This is a genomic window from Streptomyces sp. Rer75, assembly GCF_013414305.1.
GTDB classification, from domain to species: Bacteria; Actinomycetota; Actinomycetes; order Streptomycetales; family Streptomycetaceae; genus Streptomyces; species Streptomyces himastatinicus.
In genome coordinates, this window is sequence record NZ_CP058693.1 from 5,094,976 (window position 1) to 5,113,185 (window position 18,210).

18 protein-coding genes and 1 riboswitch are annotated in these 18,210 nt (G+C 71.2%); of the genes, 9 read left to right on the forward strand and 9 right to left on the reverse strand.

Going from position 1 to position 18,210, the window contains the following annotated elements:
• Nucleotides 1–201: 201 nt before the first annotated feature.
• A complete protein-coding gene (gene hisC / locus HYQ63_RS21585; protein ID WP_179935443.1) occupies nt 202–1,281 on the reverse strand; it encodes a histidinol-phosphate transaminase in 1,080 nt (359 codons plus the stop codon).
• 403 nt (nt 1,282–1,684) lie between these two features.
• On the opposite strand from hisC, the gene HYQ63_RS21590 reads away from it, so the two are divergent.
• The 3 genes from HYQ63_RS21590 (at nt 1,685) to HYQ63_RS21600 (ending at nt 5,190) form a co-directional block, all read left to right on the forward strand.
• Complete coding sequence (locus HYQ63_RS21590; protein WP_179935444.1) at nt 1,685–2,746, forward strand: LacI family DNA-binding transcriptional regulator; 1,062 nt, start codon at nt 1,685–1,687, stop codon at nt 2,744–2,746.
• Between the two features lie 272 nt (nt 2,747–3,018).
• Entirely contained in the window at nt 3,019–4,131 is a 1,113-nt protein-coding gene (locus HYQ63_RS21595) for a metallophosphoesterase (protein WP_179935445.1), read from the forward strand.
• A 189-nt stretch (nt 4,132–4,320) separates the two neighbouring features.
• Nucleotides 4,321–5,190: a hypothetical protein gene (locus tag HYQ63_RS21600; RefSeq protein ID WP_179935446.1), complete on the forward strand. Its 870-nt coding sequence runs from the start codon at nt 4,321–4,323 to the stop codon at nt 5,188–5,190.
• On the opposite strand, the gene HYQ63_RS21605 is transcribed toward HYQ63_RS21600, so the two are convergent.
• Together HYQ63_RS21605 and thiC are read right to left on the reverse strand one after the other, a co-directional pair.
• Nucleotides 5,187–5,720: a TIGR03086 family metal-binding protein gene (locus HYQ63_RS21605; RefSeq protein ID WP_179935447.1), complete on the reverse strand. Its 534-nt coding sequence runs from the start codon at nt 5,718–5,720 to the stop codon at nt 5,187–5,189. The genes HYQ63_RS21600 and HYQ63_RS21605 overlap by 4 nt on opposite strands.
• Nucleotides 5,721–5,836: 116 nt before the next feature.
• Nucleotides 5,837–7,600 (reverse strand): phosphomethylpyrimidine synthase ThiC, encoded by a 1,764-nt coding sequence (gene thiC, locus HYQ63_RS21610; protein ID WP_179935448.1) that lies wholly within the window; start codon nt 7,598–7,600, stop codon nt 5,837–5,839.
• Nucleotides 7,593–7,709: riboswitch (TPP riboswitch) on the reverse strand. (Overlaps the previous gene by 8 nt.)
• Nucleotides 7,710–7,778: 69 nt before the next feature.
• On the opposite strand from thiC, the gene HYQ63_RS21615 reads away from it, so the two are divergent.
• Entirely contained in the window at nt 7,779–9,230 is a 1,452-nt protein-coding gene (locus HYQ63_RS21615; RefSeq protein ID WP_179940354.1) for a YibE/F family protein, read from the forward strand.
• 36 nt (nt 9,231–9,266) lie between these two features.
• Here the strand turns inward: HYQ63_RS21615 and HYQ63_RS21620 are convergent, their stop codons facing one another.
• From HYQ63_RS21620 to HYQ63_RS21630, 3 genes are all read right to left on the reverse strand, one after another.
• Nucleotides 9,267–9,701 (reverse strand): SsgA family sporulation/cell division regulator, encoded by a 435-nt coding sequence (locus HYQ63_RS21620; RefSeq protein WP_179935449.1) that lies wholly within the window; start codon nt 9,699–9,701, stop codon nt 9,267–9,269.
• A 393-nt stretch (nt 9,702–10,094) separates the two neighbouring features.
• Nucleotides 10,095–10,307: a DUF5326 family protein gene (locus HYQ63_RS21625; protein WP_179935450.1), complete on the reverse strand. Its 213-nt coding sequence runs from the start codon at nt 10,305–10,307 to the stop codon at nt 10,095–10,097.
• 150 nt (nt 10,308–10,457) lie between these two features.
• On the reverse strand, nt 10,458–10,775 hold the full coding sequence (locus tag HYQ63_RS21630) for a cupin domain-containing protein (protein WP_179935451.1): 318 nt from the start codon (nt 10,773–10,775) through the stop codon (nt 10,458–10,460).
• 66 nt (nt 10,776–10,841) lie between these two features.
• Here HYQ63_RS21630 and HYQ63_RS21635 point away from each other — a divergent pair, with 66 nt between their 5' ends.
• The 5 genes from HYQ63_RS21635 to HYQ63_RS21655 all read left to right on the forward strand — a co-directional run bounded on the left by HYQ63_RS21635 (nt 10,842) and on the right by HYQ63_RS21655 (nt 14,580).
• Nucleotides 10,842–11,222 carry a phage holin family protein gene (locus tag HYQ63_RS21635; RefSeq protein WP_179935452.1) on the forward strand — a complete coding sequence of 127 codons (381 nt, stop codon included), beginning with the start codon at nt 10,842–10,844 and terminating at the stop codon, nt 11,220–11,222.
• A 24-nt stretch (nt 11,223–11,246) separates the two neighbouring features.
• Entirely contained in the window at nt 11,247–11,783 is a 537-nt protein-coding gene (locus tag HYQ63_RS21640; RefSeq protein WP_179935453.1) for a low molecular weight protein-tyrosine-phosphatase, read from the forward strand.
• Nucleotides 11,780–12,913, forward strand: a complete 1,134-nt coding sequence (locus tag HYQ63_RS21645) for a cystathionine gamma-lyase (RefSeq protein WP_179935454.1) — start codon at nt 11,780–11,782, stop codon at nt 12,911–12,913. Before HYQ63_RS21640 ends, HYQ63_RS21645 begins: the two co-directional genes overlap by 4 nt.
• A 221-nt stretch (nt 12,914–13,134) precedes the next feature.
• Nucleotides 13,135–14,031 (forward strand): LysR family transcriptional regulator, encoded by an 897-nt coding sequence (locus HYQ63_RS21650; protein ID WP_179935455.1) that lies wholly within the window; start codon nt 13,135–13,137, stop codon nt 14,029–14,031.
• 60 nt (nt 14,032–14,091) lie between these two features.
• A complete protein-coding gene (locus tag HYQ63_RS21655) occupies nt 14,092–14,580 on the forward strand; it encodes an NUDIX domain-containing protein (protein ID WP_179935456.1) in 489 nt (162 codons plus the stop codon).
• Nucleotides 14,581–14,630: 50 nt separating this feature from the next.
• On the opposite strand, the gene HYQ63_RS21660 is transcribed toward HYQ63_RS21655, so the two are convergent.
• The 3 genes from HYQ63_RS21660 to HYQ63_RS21670 all read right to left on the reverse strand — a co-directional run bounded on the left by HYQ63_RS21660 (nt 14,631) and on the right by HYQ63_RS21670 (nt 18,178).
• Nucleotides 14,631–15,515 (reverse strand): pyridoxamine 5'-phosphate oxidase family protein, encoded by an 885-nt coding sequence (locus HYQ63_RS21660; protein WP_179940355.1) that lies wholly within the window; start codon nt 15,513–15,515, stop codon nt 14,631–14,633.
• A 108-nt stretch (nt 15,516–15,623) separates the two neighbouring features.
• Nucleotides 15,624–17,195: a globin domain-containing protein gene (locus tag HYQ63_RS21665; protein ID WP_179935457.1), complete on the reverse strand. Its 1,572-nt coding sequence runs from the start codon at nt 17,193–17,195 to the stop codon at nt 15,624–15,626.
• A gap of 350 nt (nt 17,196–17,545) precedes the next feature.
• Nucleotides 17,546–18,178: an HAD family phosphatase gene (locus HYQ63_RS21670; protein ID WP_179935458.1), complete on the reverse strand. Its 633-nt coding sequence runs from the start codon at nt 18,176–18,178 to the stop codon at nt 17,546–17,548.
• Between the last annotated feature and the right edge of the window lie 32 nt (nt 18,179–18,210).

Sequence of the window (18,210 nt, forward strand, 5' to 3'; positions counted from 1 at the left end):
CGCACGGTCGTGCCGCGCTGCTCCCCGAAGCGAGCTTGTGAACGTATTCACATTCACAAGCAATGATACGCACACGCCTTCGCCCCCTCCCACCTGGGGGTGGGAGGGGGCGAATGGGGCACGCTTGGGTATCCTTCGCCGCCTCGGGAGGGACCGACCGGCCCCTTGACGGCACGGGGCCGACGGCGCCGGGCGCCGCGCTCACAACTCCTTGCGGAACTCCTCGGCGGCCCGCAGGAAGAGGTCGTTCGCCTCCCGCTCGCCGATCGTCACGCGCGTCCCCTCACCCGGGAACGGCCGCACGACCACGCCCGCCGCCTCGCACGCCGCCGCGAAGTCCGCCGTGCGCTCCCCCAGCCGCAGCCACACGAAGTTCGCGTGCGAGTCCGGCACCGTCCAGCCCTGTCCGGTCAGCGCCCCGGCCACCCGCGCCCGCTCGGCGACCAGCGCCTCCACCCGGTCGCGCAGCGCGTCCTCGCTGTGCAGCGAGGCGACCGCGGCGTCCTGGGCGAGCTGGCTGACACCGAAGGGGACGGCGGTCTTGCGCAGCGCCGCGGCGACCGGCTCATGGGCGATCGCGAAGCCGACCCGCAGTCCGGCCAGGCCGTACGCCTTGGAGAAGGTGCGCAGGACGCAGACGTTCGGCCGGTCCCGGTAGAGGTCGATGCCGTTGGGGACCTGGTCGTCCCGGATGAACTCGATGTACGCCTCGTCCAGCACCACCAGCACATCGGACGGCACCCGGCCCAGGAACCGCTCCAGCTCCGCCCGGCGCACCACGGTGCTGGTCGGATTGTTGGGGTTACAGACGAAAATCAGCCGGGTGCGGTCGGTGATCGCATCCGCCATCGCGTCCAGGTCGTGGACCTCCGCGTCGGTCAGCGGGACCCGCACCGAGGTCGCGCCCGCGATCTGAGTGATGATCGGATATGCCTCGAAGGACCGCCAGGCGTAGATCACCTCGTCGCCCGGCCCGGCCGTCGACTGGACGATCTGCTGGGCCAGGCCGACCGAGCCGGTCCCGGTGGCCAGGTGCTCCAGCGGTACGTCGAAGCGGCTCGCCAGCTCGGCGATCAGCGCGGTGCAGGCGAGGTCCGGGTAGCGGTTGAAGGACGCGGCGGAGTTCGCGACCGTCTCCAGCACCCCGGCCAGCGGCGGATACGGATTCTCGTTGGAGGACAGCTTGAAGGACCGGGGGCCGTCCCCGGCGGCCGGCTTACCGGGCTTGTACGTCGGAATCCCGTCCAGCGCCGCGCGCAGCTTGGGGCTCTTCTCACTCACCGGCAGTCCTCCTCGGCCCTTCCCTTCGGCTCCGTGCGCAGGCTTCGCACACGGCAATACTGCACACCTTATGAGGATTGCCCGGCCCGGCGTACCCGCCGGAGCACCCCGCGTACCCGCCGGGGTCGCCCGCGTACCCGCCGGGGGAGCGCCCCGCTCATGTGCGCGCGCCGGTGGCGAGCGCCGTGGCGCGCATCCCTCGTGCAGGTGAGTTGAGACCTCTTCGAGACATCGAGCAATCGCCAGGTGTGGATATGCCAGGGGCGACCAGACCCCTCCCCTGGACCCCAACTAACTTACTTTCCAAGGGAATTGGGCAGAGCGCTCATGCAGAAACGTGCCTTCCGAATACCGATGGCGGAATCGCGCAGACCGGGTGCCCGGGCCCTACTATCGGCTGGCCATGACAGCAGCAGGGAAGCACCAGGTGAGCCGGTCGGCCGGCCGCCGGTTAGGCAGGGCGGGCATCCGGGACGTGGCCGCCGCCGCCGGGGTCTCGATCACGACCGTCTCCGACGCGCTCAACGGCAAGGGACGGCTCCCGGATGCCACCCGCCGCCACGTCCGCGAGGTCGCCGAGCGGCTGGGCTATCGCCCGTCCGCCGCGGCCCGTACCCTCCGTACCGGCAAGTCCGGCCTCATCGGCCTGACCGTGACCACCTACGGGGATGAACCTTTCACCTTCACCGAGTTCGCCTACTTCGCCGAGATGGCGCGGGCCGCGACCTCCGCCGCGCTGGCCCGCGGCTACGCGCTCGTCATCCTCCCCGCCACCTCCCGCCACGACGTGTGGTCCAACGTCGCGCTCGACGGCACCATCGTGATCGACCCGTCCGACCACGACCCGGTGGTCGCCGAGCTGCTCCGCCAGGGCCTCCCCGTGGTCAGCGACGGCCGCCCGGCCGGCACCCTCCCGGTGACCGCCTGGGTCGACAACGACCACGAGGCGGCCGTGCTCGGCCTGCTGGACCACCTCGCCGAGGCCGGGGCCCGCCGCATCGGGCTGCTCACCGGCACCAGCACCGACACCTACACCCGGCTGTCGACCGAGGCGTATCTGCACTGGTGCGAGCGGGTGGGCCAGGACCCGGTCTACGAGTCGTACCCGGCCCACGACCCCTGCGCCGGGGCCGTCGCCGCCGACCGGCTGCTCGCCCGGCCGGACCGCCCCGACGCGGTCTACGGGCTCTTCGACCCCAACGGCACGGACCTGCTCGCCGCCGCCCGCCGCTACGGGCTGCGCGTCCCCGAGGACCTGCTGCTGGTGTGCTGTAGCGAATCCACGGTCTACCGGACCACCGAACCGCCCATCACGACGCTCTCGCTCAAGCCGCGCCGGATCGGCACCGCCGTGGTGCAGCTGCTCATCGACGCCATCGAGGGGCTCGACAGCGACCGTCCCGTCGAGCAGGTGATACCCACCGAACTGATCGTGCGGACGTCGTCCCAGCGCCGTCCGAGGTGATCTGATCCCCCGCCGTGCCGCGGTTCCCCGCCGTCAGCCGCGGCGGAGGACCGTCCCGACTGCACCGATGAGGCTTGACCCGAGGAGGACTGGGGGCCGCTGGGCTTCCCCTACCGGGCCAATCCGGGATAAAAGACCGTCCAAGCGGGACCGAGCACCGATTGACGGCACCCTGGTGCGTCACAAGTCCTCACGGTCATTCCTATGATGGGCGGACGACACCGCGGACCGCCGTCGACCAGGCAAGGTCCACAAGGTGGCACGGCGGCGCGATGGTGGAGGGGTCGATGACTCAGGGGGCCGGTCTGGAAGCCACGGCAGGGACCACGGCGGCGGTGCCGCACGTGCCCGCGTACGGGGCGTCCACGCCGCCCGGTCCGGTGCCTCCCGCACCTGCGCCTGCCCCTATGCCCGACGGGTACACACCGACGGAGAAGCTGCCGGTGCTGGGCCCGGGACACACCATCGCGGACACCCGGCTGGTGCCCCCGCAGGACCGCCCGACGATCGCCCTCACCTCGGTGACCGACCCCGAAGCCGACCCGCTCGACGACGGCGAAGGGCCCGGCCCGCTGTACGTCGTGGGCGACGTCCACGGCTACCACGACGAGCTGCGCGAGGCGTTGGCCGCCCAGGGCCTGATCGACGACAAGGGCAGCTGGGCGGCCGGGAACGCCCGGCTGTGGTTCCTCGGCGACTTCACCGACCGCGGCCCGGACGGCATCGGCGTCATCGACCTGGTGATGCAGCTGTCCGCCGAGGCCGCCGCCGCGGGCGGCTACTGCAAGGCGCTGATGGGCAATCACGAACTGCTCCTCATCGGCGCCAAGCGGTTCGGCGACACCCCCGTCAACTCCGGGGCGGGCACCGCCTCCTTCCAGGCCGCCTGGCTGCTCAACGGCGGCCAGCGCACCGACATGGAGCGGCTGGAGGACCATCACCTCCAGTGGATGTCACGGCTGGACGCGATGGCCGAGGAGGACGGGCATCTGCTCGTGCACTCCGACACCACCGCCTATCTGGAGTACGGCGACTCGATCGAGGCCGTCAACGACACCGTCACCGAGACGCTCCAGCGCAGTGACGCGGACGAGTGCTGGGACCTGTTCCGCAAATTCACCAAGCGCTTCGCCTTCCGCGACGAGGACGCCGGACCGACGGCCGTGCGCGAATTGCTCGGCACCTACGGCGGGGAGCGCATCGTCCACGGGCACAGCCCGATCCCGTATCTGCTGGGCGAAGTCGGCTCGGAGGACGGCGAGGACGATGGCGCGCCCGCGGTCGAGGGCCCGCACGTCTACGCGGACAATCTCGCGGTCGCGATGGACGGCGGCATCACCATGGCCGGAAAACTGCTGGTCGTGCAACTGCCGCTGGGCACCTGAGGGTGATGCGGGCGCGCACGGAAGCGGACGGAGGGCCTCACCGGGGCTGAGCAAATCACGAAACTTGCTGTCACCTCGCGCCGGATCGGCTCTACCATCGGTTTATCCGTCGCAGGCTCTCCTCCGTTTCCGCCCGACTGCCCGGCGAAAGCCGGCACCAAGGCCCTACGGAGTATCGGGGGATGCACCATGAAAAGCGCTCCGCACCTGTTCGCCGAGGACCGCCCGGAGTTCGAGCGAGTTCTCGACGAGGTGCTGCGTACCGCGGACCGCCGACCGGATCTGAAGGGCATAGGACAGCGGCTCACCGCCGAGCAGCTGCGCACCATGGCGCTCAGCGCCTCGGCCGCCATCACCGCGTGCGCTGCCGCCGAATACCAGGATTACGTCGTCGCCCGCACCAGACTGCGCGAGCCCGCCCCGCCCCTGCCGATGCCCGGGGCGCCGGAGGACGACGGCGACCACGACCACTCCGCCGGATTCACCGGCACCCTCCTGGACGCCTCCGGAGCGGGGCTGGTCCCCATGCTCGCCGTGCTGGCCCCGGTGCTGGCCGGGACCGCCGCGATCATCTTCCTGCTCGTCGGCTACGTGCTGCACGTCCTGGACCCCGCGCCGTCCATCGCCCAGCCGATGATCACCGCGGGCTGGTTCTTCGCCGCGCTCACCGCCGCGGGCATCCTGCTCGCCGCCGTCGGCCTCCTCATCACCGCCCTGCGCAACGGCTCCAGCGCGATCCGCGGCGAGGCCCTGGCCGAGCAGCTGGAGGAGGTGGACCGCGCCAGAGAGGCATGGCGGCAGGCCCTGCTGGAGCGGGGCGTGCTGCCCTTTCTGCGCGAGGCGCTGACCAATCCGTCGGCCCCCGCGCCCTGGACCGCGCCGACGGGTTCCTCCTCGGCCTACGTCCCCGGGCGCACCGAAGCGGGCCGCACCCCCCACCTCGGCTACAGCCGCCCGGGCTTCAGCACGGACGACGAGGGCCCCAAGGCCCGCCCCCGCTACAGCAGCCCGGACTACACCAGCCCCGAATACGGCGGCCCGGAGAACCAGCCGGACTAGCCGGTGGCCCGCCCGGTGAGTGCCAGCACCCGCGCGAACGGATCTGCCCCGGGCCCCGGGTCGGTGCCGACCGCGAACGCCCCCGTGGCGCCGAGCCCCGGCCCCGCCGGGACCAGCCACTCCAGCGCCGCCTCGGTCAGCTCCTGATCGGGCGTGAACTCCGCGCCCCGGGCCCGCGCCAGGTCCCAGGCGTGCACATAGACATCACTCCAGCGGATCCGCACCGCCGCGTCCCCGCTCAGCTCGCCGACGACCGGATTCCGTACGGTCCGCCCGGGCACCCCCGGTAACCGGGCGGCCCTCTCCGCCCGCGCGGCCCACTCCGCCAACGTGTCCCCGGGCCCGGGGGCGACCTGCTCGTCCGTCAGGGCGGACACCAGATGCGCATGGCCCAGGAGGACGTGCCCCACCAGCTCCCGCACCGTCCACTCGCTGCACGGGGTGGCCAGCGCCCACCCGTCGTCCCCGATCCCGTCGAGGTGCTGGGCGAAGCGCTGGTTGGCGATGCGCAGTGCGCGCAGGTTGTCCATCGGCTGCTCCGGAGGGCTCGCGTAGGGGTTCCGTGACGGCCCCACCCAAGCACGAGCCCGCCGCCGCGACGAGGGGTCACGGCGGCGGGCGGTGTCCTGACGGCAGCGGTCCGGGGTCAGTCGGCGATCGGCAGATAGACCCGGTTGCCCGCGGCGGCGAACTCGCGGGACTTCTCCGCCATTCCGGCCTCCGCCTCCGCCTCGTCCATCGCGTCGCCGTGCTCGCGGCGGATGTCGTGGCTGATCTTCATGGAGCAGAACTTGGGCCCGCACATGGAGCAGAAGTGCGCCGTCTTGGCGGGCTCCGCCGGAAGCGTCTCGTCGTGGAACGAGCGTGCCGTGTCCGGGTCGAGGGCCAGGTTGAACTGGTCCTCCCAGCGGAACTCGAAGCGCGCGTCGGAGAGCGCGTCGTCCCAGGCCTGGGCGTCGGGGTGGCCCTTGGCCAGATCGGCGGCGTGGGCGGCGATCTTGTAGGTGATGACGCCGGTCTTCACGTCGTCGCGGTCCGGCAGCCCCAGGTGCTCCTTGGGGGTGACGTAGCAGAGCATCGCCGTGCCCCACCAGGCGATCATCGCGGCGCCTATCCCTGAGGTGATGTGGTCGTAGGCGGGCGCGACGTCCGTGGTGAGGGGGCCCAGGGTGTAGAAGGGGGCCTCCTCGCAGATCTCCTGCTGGAGGTCGACGTTCTCCTTGATCTTGTGCATCGGGACATGGCCCGGGCCCTCGATCATCGTCTGGACGCCGTGCTCCTTGGCGATGCGGTTGAGTTCGCCGAGCGTGCGCAGCTCCGCGAACTGCGCCTCGTCGTTGGCGTCGGCGATGGATCCGGGGCGCAGTCCGTCACCCAGCGAGTAGGTGACGTCGTACGCCGCGAGGATCTCGCACAGCTCCTCGAAGTGGGTGTAGAGGAACGACTCCTGGTGGTGGGCCAGGCACCAGGCGGCCATGATCGAGCCGCCGCGGGAGACGATGCCGGTCTTGCGGCGGGCGGTCAGGGGGACGTACGGCAGCCGTACGCCCGCGTGCACCGTCATGTAGTCGACGCCCTGCTCGGCCTGTTCGATGACGGTGTCCTTGTAGACCTCCCAGGTCAGCTCCTCGGCCTTGCCGTCGACCTTCTCCAGCGCCTGATAGAGCGGCACGGTGCCGATGGGCACGGGGGAGTTGCGCAGCACCCACTCGCGGGTGGTGTGGATGTTGCGGCCGGTCGAGAGGTCCATGACCGTGTCGGCGCCCCAGCGGGTCGCCCAGGTCATCTTCTCGACCTCTTCCTCGATGGACGAGGTGACGGCGGAGTTGCCGATGTTGGCGTTGACCTTCACCAGGAACCGCTTGCCGATGATCATCGGCTCGATCTCCGGGTGGTTGACGTTGACGGGCAGTACGGCCCGGCCCGCCGCGATCTCCTCGCGGACCACCTCGGGGGAGACGTTCTCGCGGAGCGCCACGTACTCCATCTCCGCGGTGACCTCGCCCCGGCGGGCGTAGCTGAGTTGGGTGACGGCGGCGCCGTCGCGGGCCCTCCGCGGCTGGCGCGGCCGTCCGGGGAAGACCGCGTCGAGGTTGCGCAGGCCGCCGCGGGGCGTGGTGTGTTTGATCCCGTCGTCCTCGGGCCGGGCCGGACGGCCGGAGTACTCCTCGGTGTCGCCGCGGGCGATGATCCAGTTCTGCCGCAGTGGCGCGAGGCCACGGCGGACGTCGGTTTCGATGTGGGGGTCGGTGTACGGACCGGACGTGTCGTACAGCGTCACGTCCTGGCCATTGGTGAGGTGCACTCGGCGAACCGGGACCTGGATGTCCGGGCGGGAACCCGTGACATATCCCTTATGCCAGCCGAAATCGGTAGCGTTTTCGCGCATGTGTGCATCCTGCTGAGTCATGAGACCCACTCCCTACGCCGGCATTACCCGGTAACAGGTTCAGCGGTCGGCGCAGCTGTCGCGTCAGCGCCCTCTCAGCCCGGTGCTCCGAGCTCCCGCGATTGCAAAGGTGCCCCCACGCTAACGGTTTCCCCATATACCTGAACAGGGGGCCCGCCTCTCTTGCGATGATGCGATGGTGACCGCGACACAGCAGGACCACCCGCCCGAGCAGCCCCACCCGTCCGGCCAGGCCCATGGCCACGGCCACGGACACAGCCATGCCCACGCGCACGGCCCGGCCGCACCCGTCTCCGCACGCCTCCGCAAGGTCATCGCGGCGGTGCTCATCCCCTTCGCCGTCGCCGTCGTCGCCGGGCTGGTCGCGCTGTGGCCGGGTGGCCCCGAGCACACCACGCAGGGCCGCAGCGGGCTCGGATTCGACCAGGAGACGGTCGCCGGGCGGGTGGTGAAGGTGGAGGAGATCAACTGCGCCGACGCCAACGCGCAGCCGCAGGCACCCACCGAACCGGGTCAGCAGGGCGCCGCCCCGGCACCCGGCGGCGCGACCGGCGGGGGCACGGGCGGGGCCACCGGAGGCGGGAGCGGCGGCTCCGGCGGCGGCAAGACCGTCTGTGAGAAGGCCACCATCGAGGTCACCTCGGGCAAGGACAAGGGCCGCACGTTCCCCGAGATCGTCCAGCCGAACGCCTCACGGAAGTTCAGCGCCGGGCAGGAGCTGAAGCTGGCGTACGCGCCCAAGGCGCCGAAGAACCTCCAGTACTCGATCTCGGACGTCGACCGCTCGTTCCCGATGGCCCTGCTCGCCGGGGTGTTCGCGCTCGTGGTCGTGGCCGTCGGCCGGCTGCGCGGCGTCTTCGCCCTGGTGGCGCTGGCCATCAGCTTCGGGGTGCTGACGCTGTTCATCCTCCCGGCGATACTTCAGGGCTCGAATCCGCTGGTGGTCGCGGTCGTCGGAGGCAGTGCGATCATGCTGCTGGCGCTCTATATGTGCCATGGGCTGAGCGCCCGCACCTCGGTCGCGGTGCTCGGCACCCTGGTCTCGCTGCTGCTGATCGGCGTGCTCGGCTCGCTGTTCATCGGCTGGGCGTCGCTGACCGGCAACACCGACGACCAGACCGGTCTGGTGCACGGCCTCTATCCCGACATCGAGATCAAGGGCTTGCTACTGGCCGGGGTGATCATCGGTTCGCTGGGTGTGCTGGACGATGTGACGGTCACCCAGACCTCGGCCGTGTGGGAGCTGCGGGAAGCGGACCCCACGACGAGCCGCCGCAAGCTCTACGCGGCCGCGATGCGCATCGGGCGGGACCACATCGCGTCCGTCGTGAACACCCTGGTGCTGGCGTACGCGGGCGCCTCGCTTCCGCTGCTGCTCCTCTTCTCGATCGCGGACAGCGGGGTGGGAACGGTGGCGACGAGCGAGATCGTCGCGGAGGAGATCGTCCGCACGCTGGTGGGCAGCATCGGACTGGTCGCCTCGGTGCCGGTGACCACGGCGCTGGCCGTACTGGTGGTCTCCGCGGACCACAGGCCGAACGGCGACGGGCCGAGCGGTGGGGCGAGTAGCGGCGGGGCGAGCGGGGGCGGACGGGGGCGCGGACGGCGCCGCCGGGCGCGGGCACGCTGACCGGCGCGTACGGGCACGTACGTACGCCTGCCGGCGCTACGCGTACCGGTCCTCGGCCAGGATGCGGTCCAGTTCGGCGTCGAGGTCGCCGACCGGGTCGCAGGCCGCGGGCTCCTCACCGAACGGGACGAGCCGGTCCGTACGGTCCAGGAAGGCCACCAGCGGCGCCGCCCCGGCCCGGAACAGGGCTCTCTCGGACCCCACCTGAAGTCTGATGAACACGTCCGAGAGCCCTTCGGGCGAGGCCGGTGCGATCCGCACATCGCCCTCGCCGGAGGGTTTGCTGAGCCCGTCCAGCAGCAGCTCACGGGCGAAGGCCCAGCTCACCGGCGCGTCGCCGGGCAAGTGGAAGGTGATCTCGACCGCGTAGGGATCGCCGCTGTCGTACGACAGCTCGACCGGGATCCGGAAGGACAGTTCCTGCGAGACCAGAAAGGTCATCGTCACTTCCGCCTGGACTGTGTCACGCATGTCACGCATCGTTCGCCGCCCCGGGTAGTTCAGACTTGGCCGACTCTGGAGCGTAGCGACTCGACTGCGGGGCGGAGTCGCTTTGCCTCATGTGAGGGAACGGAAATGGCCAGTGTTGCCGTGGTGGAACCCACGGGGCCGGGCGACGCCGGCCCGGTGCGCGGGCGATCAGGGCCGGTTCAGCGGCCGTGTCGATGTTCGCTGTCGTCAACAGGCACCCCCGGGGTGTTGTTGCGAGGCAGACGCCGAGATGGGGAACGTCGCGGACTCGCACTCTAACCACAGTGGTGCCGTGGGGCCGATGTTTGGCTCCGCGGTATCCCTCGCGCGGCGTACCCGCCGCGCGGGGCCGCGGGGTCACCGGCTCACCGGCCGCGGCTCACCGGCGGTGGGTCACCAGTCGCTGCGGGACGAGGAGGTGAACTTCCGTACGACGTAGATCAGACCGCCGATCAGCGCCACCAGCAACAGCGCCTTGAAGAGCAGGCCGATGACGAAGCCGACCACGCTCATGATCAGCCCGCCGAAGACGGCGAGGACGAGAACCGGCACCGCGATCCATGTCACCCACCACGGCAAGCCCTGGAATATGCCCTTCGCGGCCACTTTCGCTCCCTGCTTTCCCTGGCTGGATGGGACCGGTTCATGAACACCGGTCCCGCTGCCATCGATGCTAGGGCGGGCAGGAACCGGACGGACGGCTTCCATCCCCCGTCCGTCCCTGACCGGACCCGTAGGGGGACCGGAGCGCTCCCGTCAGCTTTCCGGGGGAGAGAACACCACCATGACCCGCAGGTCCTCGGTGATGTGGTGGAACTTGTGCGCCACACCCGCCGGTACGTACACCACACTGCCGCGCGCCACCTGGGTCGTCTCCATGCCCACCGTGATCGACGCCCGGCCGCTCATCACCAGGTACACCTCGTCCTGGCCGTGCGGCGCCTGCGGATCGGCCTGGCCCGCGTTCAGCGCGTACAGCCCGACCGACATGTTCCGCTCGCGCAGGAACTGTAGATACGCGCCCTCGTTCGCGGCCCGCTCCGCCTCCAGCTCGTCCAGCCGGAACGCCTTCATTCGCCTCTCCACCCCTGCCTGCCATGCCCCTGCCCATCTCCGAGCCTGTCTGCGACGATCTCAACCATGAAGAATTTGCTCGTCAAGACGCTCGCCAACGCCGGCGCCCTCGGCGTCGCCATCTGGCTGCTCAAGGACATCACGCTGACCGGTGAGAACACCGGACGTCAGACGATCACCCTCATTCTCGTCGCACTGCTCTTCGGCGTGGTGAACGTGGTGGTGAAGCCGGTCGTCAAGTTGCTGGCATTTCCGCTGTTCATCCTCACCCTCGGACTGATCACCCTGGTGATCAATGCCCTGATGCTGCTGCTGACCTCCTGGCTGGCCGGGAAATTGGATCTCAGCTTCCACGTCGAGGGCTTCGGCACGGCCTTCCTCGGTGGCCTGATCGTTTCCATAGTCGCCTGGGCGCTGCACGTCGTCCTGCCCGATGACAAGGACTGACCGCGGCCGGGGATGATGACAGGTATGAGAGCCCCGTCGCCCTATCGTGTGTGCTTCGTCTGCACCGGCAACATATGCCGGTCGCCGATGGCCGAATCCATCGTCCGCGCCCATGCCGGAGAGGCTGGATTCGACGGCCTCGTCGCGTGGGACAGCGCGGGCACCGGACCCTGGCACGAGGGCGACGGGGCCGACCGTCGCGCGATCGCCGTGCTCACCGACCACGGCTACGAGCAGGATCACGTCGCACGGCAGTTCCAGCCCGCGTGGTTCGCCGACCTCGATCTGGTGATCGCCCTGGACAGCGGCCATCTGCGGGAGCTGCGCGCCCTGGCGCCCACCCCGCGGGACGCCGCGAAGGTGCGGCTGCTGCGCGACTACGACCCGGATGCCGACCCGGACTCCCCGGGCGGCCTGGACGTACCGGACCCCTACTTCGGCGGGACGGACGACTTCGAAGAGGTCCTGGAGATGATCGAGGCTGCGAGCGGCGGACTGCTGGACGCGGTCGCCGAGGCCCTCGACGGCGCGTCCGTCGCGCCCGGTGAGGAGCGCGTATGACCGGCGACAGCACCCGGGCCGTCCGTGCCGGACTGCCCGAGCCCGAGCGTTACGAACCGGCGCTGCCCGGCCCCGTCTTCGCCGCGCACTACCACCTCCCCGGCGAGGCCTCCGGCCCCTTCACCTACGGCCGCGACGCCAACCCCACCTGGTCCCGGCTGGAGGAGGCGATCAGCGAGCTGGAGTCCCCGGGCGCCGACGCCGAGACCGTCGTCTTCGCCTCCGGCATGGGCGCCATCGCGGCCGTCCTCCTGTCCCAGCTGCGGCAGGGCGACACCGCCGTCCTGCCGTCCGACGGCTACCAGCTGCTGCCCGCGCTCGCCGAACGGCTGCGGAGCTTCGGCGTCCAGGTACGCACCGCCCCGACCGGCGGCGACGCCCAGCTGACCGCCCTGGACGACACCACCGGGCTGCTGTGGCTGGAGACCCCGTCCAACCCCGGCCTCGACGTGTGCGACATCCGCAGGCTCGCCGAGGCCGCGCACGCGCGCGGCGCGCTGGTCGCCGTCGACAACACCCTCGCCACCCCGATCGGCCAGCGCCCCCTGGAGCTGGGCGCGGACTTCTCCGTGGCGAGCGGCACCAAGGCGCTCACCGGCCACGGCGACGTCCTGCTCGGCTACGTCACCTGCCGCGATCCGGAGCTGGCCGCCGCCGTGCGTGGCTGGCGCAAGACCGTCGGCGCGATCCCCGGCCCCATGGAAGCCTGGCTCGCCCACCGCTCCCTGGCCACCCTCCCGCTGCGCGTCGACCGGCAGGCCCGGACCGCCCTCGCGCTCGCCGGGGCGCTGCGCGACCGGCCCGAGGTCACCGGGGTGCGCCACCCCGGGCTGCCGGGCGATCCGGCGCACCCGGTCGCGGCCGGGCAGATGCGCGGCGGGCGCTTCGGCTGTGTGGTCTCGTTCACCCTGCCCGGCAAGGAGCACGCAGAGCGGTTCCTGACCGCGCTGCGGCTGGTCGACGACGCCACCAGCTTCGGCGGCGTGCGCTCCACCGCCGAGCGGCGCGGCCGCTGGGGCGGCGACGCGGTGGCCGAGGGCTTCATCCGCTTCTCGGTGGGCGCCGAGGACCCGGACGATCTGATCGCGGATGTGCTGCGCGCGCTCGATGAGGCGCGCGACGGCGGCTGAAGGCGGCCGAAACTCGCCCTACGGCTTGCGCGCGGGTACGCCTGACGGGCGTCTCAAGCCTCCCCCCTCGTGGCTTGAGACGCCCCGGTTCTTCGCGTGGAGAACCGCTTGAACAAGGCTAGTTGACTCAGCGTCAGTGTCCAATCACAGTAGCGACATGGACCTATCGGCATATTTATAGTTGGCATGCGGCGGGGGTGCGTCGAGGCGAGGGGAACCGCATGGATCTGGCCCTCTTACGCACGTTTGTCACGGTGCACCGCGCCGGGTCCTTCACCCGTGCCGCCGCGCTGCTAGGACTCTCCCAGCCCGCCGTCACCGGCCAGATCCGCACCCTGGAACGGCAGCTGGGACGGCCGCTGTTCCTCCGTACGGCGCGCGGCGTCGTCCCCACCACCGTCGGGGAGGAGCTGGCCCACAAGACCGCCCCGCACCTGGACGCGCTCGTGGAGATCACCGAGGCCGGTCTTGACGACCACTCCGCGCTGCGCACCCTGCACCTCGCCGGTCCCCCGGAGTTCACGGCGCTGCGCGCCCTGCCCGCGCTCACCACGCTCGTCACGCAGGGGCTCGCGCTGCGGTGCGCGTTCGGCAGCTCCGAGGAGCTGTTCAAGGGGCTCGGGTCCGGCCACCACGACCTGGCCATCAGCACCGCCCGGCCGCGCGGCCGGATGCTGGCCGCCACCCCGCTGTGCGACGAGGAGCACGTGCTGATCGCGTCCCCGCGCTGGGCGGCCCGGCTCGGCGGCTCCGCGGTCCTCCAGGTCAAGGGCGCGAGCGCGCTGGAGGCGCTGCCCGTGGTCGAGGTCCACGAGAGCCTGCCGCTGGTCAGCCGCTACTGGTCGGCCGTCTTCGACACCCGCCCGGTCACCTCCGGCACGGTCATCGCGCCCGATCTGCGGGCGGTGCTGGCGTGCGTCGCGGAGGGCGCGGGGCTCGGCGTACTGCCGCGCTACCTGTGCATGGACGCCCTCGACGCCGGGGAGGTGGTGGCGCTGCTCAACCCGCCGGTGCCGCCGCTGCGCACCTACTTCCTGGTGGTGCGGACCGGTGGGCTCGCGGTGCCGCACGTCGCCCGGGCGCACGAGTGGCTGCTGCGCGCCGCTGTCGACTGGTGAGCCCCTGTCGGCTGGTGAGTATGGGGTTTCAGCCGGGGACGGCTGCGGCAGATGTCCTGCATGACCGAACGACCCGTGGTCAAACGCACCGCCCGCGCCATCCTGCTCGACGGCGACACCGACCCGCGGATGATCCTGATCAAGCGGACCAAGCCCGGTCAGGAGCCGTACTGGATCACCCCCGGCGGCGGTGTGGAGCCCGAGGACACCACCGTCGTCCAGGCCCTGCACCGCGAGGTGGACGAGGAGCTGGGCGCGAAGGTGACGGATGTGGTCCCCGCCTTCGTCGACACCGTCCCGCACCCGGACGGGGGCGCGCCGGACGGCGTCAAGGTGCAGCACTTCTTCGTGTGCAGACTCGCCTCGATGGACCTCAGCAGGCGGCACGGCCCGGAGGTGGAGGAGCCCTGCGGGGAGTACGAGGTCGTACGGATCCCGTTCACCCGCGAGGGGATCGCCTCCGTCGGGATGGTGCCGCCGTCGCTGCGCGCCTATCTCGACGCCAACGTCGAGGGCGTGCTCGCGCTGCTCGCGGACGACCTCGGCTGACCTGTACCGACCTGTACCGACCTGTACCGATCAGTCTTGGTCAAGGCTGATCAGCGGAACCAGCCGCTGAACGGCTGCGGTCCCTTCTGGGCCGCCCGTCGGCGCGCGTCGGCGAGCACCCGCTCGGCCTCTTCCAGCCACTCCTCCGGACGCGCCGGTTCCGGCAGCTCCGGCCCCGGGGCAGCCGGCGGCCGGGGAACGGGAGCCGGGGCGGCCGATACCCGGGGAGGCGGCGCGGCCGGGGGCTCGGCAGGGGGCGTACGGCGTCCCTCGCGCGCCTCGGCGGCGGCGCCGAAGAAGTCGCCGCCCTTGCGCTTGACGTCGTCCGTCCCCCAGGCCCGGCCCCGCTCCGGCTCACGGGGCCGGTCGGTGCGCGGCCCGTCCCCGGCGCGGCCGCGCCCCCGCACGGGCACCTTCTGGAGATGCGGGATGTGCTTGGCGCAGTGGATGTACGCCTCCTCGACGGCCACCTCGACCCAGACGACCGCACGGCGGCCCGGCACCGGGTCGACCGGCAGGCCGGGGTGGCGGGCGCGCATCTCGTCGTCCTCGACCACCCGGGCCCGGCCGTTGACGTGCAGCCCGATGCGGTCGCGGAAGAAGTCGACCATCAGGATGCCGACGTGCGGGTTCTCCTCGATGTTGCCGAGGCTGGCCAGCACGCCGTTCCCCCGGTACTCGGGGTAGGCGAGGGTGCGTCCGTCGAGCACTCTGAGGAAGCCGGGCGGCCCGGCCCGGAAGGTGCTGTCGCACTCCCCGCGCCGGTCGGCGGTGGCCAGGAAGAACATCTCCTGGCGTCCGATGAACTCCCGCATCCGGACGTTGAGGTGGTCCAGCACCTGCTCGTCGTAGAAGCGGTCGGCGCGATCGGCCGTGCCCAGGCGCTGCTGGAGGAGATGCTCGCCGTCGCTCCCCGGACGGCCCGCGCGCTCCAAGCGCTCCGCACGGTGGCCGGGTGCCGCGGCAGCCGCCCGCTCGTGCCCGACGTCGTCCACAGTTCCTCGTTCCCGTTCTGCTGTCGCCGTCTGTCTGCTGCTTCCCGGCTACTCCGCCGCCGCCATCAGCTCTTCGATGGAGTCGTGCCGTATGCGGTGGGACGGGACGCCGACGTCCATCAGAGCGTCCACACCGCTGCGGATCATCCCGGGCGGGCCGGAGAGATAGGCATCGAACGCGTTCCACGGGCCGTATTGCCGCACGGCGTCGGGAAGTCTGCCGCTGAGCCCGCTCGTCGGCCCGTCGGAGACCACCGGCCGGACCGAGAGCCAGGGGTGCCGCTGGGCGAGCCGCAGCATGGTGTCGATGTCGTACAGGTCGTGGTCGCTGCGGGCGCCGTAGAAGACCTCGACCGCCCGCTGGCGGCCGTGCTCGGCGACGTCCTCGACCAGCGCCTTGATCGGTGCGATGCCGGTGCCGCCGCCCAGACACAGCAGCCCGTTGTCGGTCGAGTGGTCGACCGTCATCGAACCGGCGGGCGGGCCGAGCCGGATCACATCGCCGGGGCGTGCGCGGTGCACCAGCGCGGAGGAGACCCATCCGGCCGGTACCGCCTTCACGTGGAAGGACAGCAGCCCGTCGGCGCGGGGCGCGGAGGCGAAGGAGTAGTGCCGCCACACCCGCGGCCACCAGGGGGTCTCCACCGAGGTGTACTGGCCCGCGAGAAAGGGGTACGGCTGGTCCGGGCGGACGGTGACGACGGCGATGTCGGCCGTGCGCGGCTCGTGCCCGACCACCTCGGCCTGCCACCACGCGGGCGCGCGCAGCTCGTCCTCGGCCGCCGCGTCGATCATGATCTGCGAGATCGCGGTGTAGGCCCGGACCCATGCCGCCTCGGCCTCGTCGCTCCAGGTGTTGGTCGCGTACCGGGTGAGCGCGGCGAGCAGGCACTCGCCGACGGCCGGATAGTGCTCGGGCTGGGTGCCGTACTTGCGGTGCCCGCGGCCGAGCCGGGAGAGGAAGTCGCGGAGGATGTCGGGGTCGTCGATGAGCCGGGCCGCGGTGAGGATCGCCTTGAACAGCCGGTCGCGCTGGGCGTCCATGGCGGCCGGGAAGAGCGGCCGCAGCTCGGGGTGCTGGACGAAGAGCAGCGCGTAGAAGTACGAGGTGACCTTGTCGCTCACCGGCTCGATCTCGGCCATGGTGCGGCGCAGCAGGATCGCGTCGGGCGAGGCGGTCTCGGGAGTGGTGAAGACGGATTCGGCGGCGGGGCGCGCGCCCTGCGGGGCCGGTGCCTCGTCGGGGCGCTGGTGCTCCTCGCGCCCGGCCCCGGGCGGCACCGCGGACGCCGGCGGCACCGCGGACGCGGGGGCGACGGGGGAGGCGGGCGGCACCGCGGACGCGGGCGGTATGGGGGACGCGGGCGGCACCGCGGACGCGGGCGGTATGGGGGACGCGGGGGCCGGTGCGGGGGGCGCCGGGCGGCGCTCGGCCTCCGTACCGGCCGGGCGTATCGGGTTCACCGGGCGGTCGGCCGCCCGGTCGTCGGCCGCGCCGTCCGATGCGGGGGAACGGGGCTGGTCATCGGCCGGTTTCCTGCTCGGGGTGAACCAACCCCAGTCGCCACTGTTTCCCCCGCCGTCGTTACCGGCCGACGATGTGGTGGTCGGAGCGTCCATGGTTGCCTCGCCTCGAACATCTTTCTGTCGGTCTTCGCACTTCCGCTGGCGGAATGTGCCCGCAATTCCCCGCTCTGGTCGACTGGTTCACGTGAGATTGGTCCTGTCGGCCCGCTCCGTACTCAGTTCCGGGCAGCATGCCACGCTCCTTCCGCACCCCGAGAACTTCGCCCGAAGTCCGGGTAACAGGGGCTGTGTTCCCGATATGCTGGTTGGAGCGGGTTGCCCGTTGTGGTCCCGTCACGGCTTCGCGGGACGGAACTGACCCGACCCTACCGGGCCCGGTTGAATTCACAAGCCCCATGGATGACGCATCCGTTACACCCGGCAACTCACGTAATTACCCGTAGTTACGTGCAGTTACCCGCCAATTCGTAGGCCTCTCGGAGATCGTTACCGCTATACCGGCTGGATGCGATTTCGCTCACATGGTGATCCGCGTTCACCGCCACCGAGAAGGGCACCACCGCGAACAGCTCGGCATCCGACATCGAATCCCCATAAGCAACACAGTCCGCCCTGGTCAACCCGAACTTCCCACAGAGTTCATCGGCGATCCGCACCTTAGCGGCCGGGGTCAGGATGCCCGCGGGATCAAGCCGCTCCCGGAACGGCACCGACGGCCACGCCGACCCGTGCGCCGCGTCCGCGCCCCACTCCAGCAGCCGCTCCACGAAGAACCCGGGCGAGAGCGAAATCACGGCACACCGCTCACCGCGCGCCCGGATGTCCGCCCATACCTCCCGAATCCCCATCAGCCACGGCGCTCCCTCGAAAGCCGCCGCCACCTGCGCCTGCGTCAGCTCCCCCCACAGCGCACAGGCCCGCTCCGCGAACCGCGCCGTCGACAGCCCGCCCGCCGCGAACTCCCGCTCCAGCTCATCGATCTCCCGCTCCACACCGAGCTGACGCGATATCTCGACGGCCGCGGCCGAACCATGGATCAGCGTCCCGTCGAGATCGAACAGATGCAGTCTGGTCATGGAGACCGAGCGTAGGGCCAGCCGGGCACGCC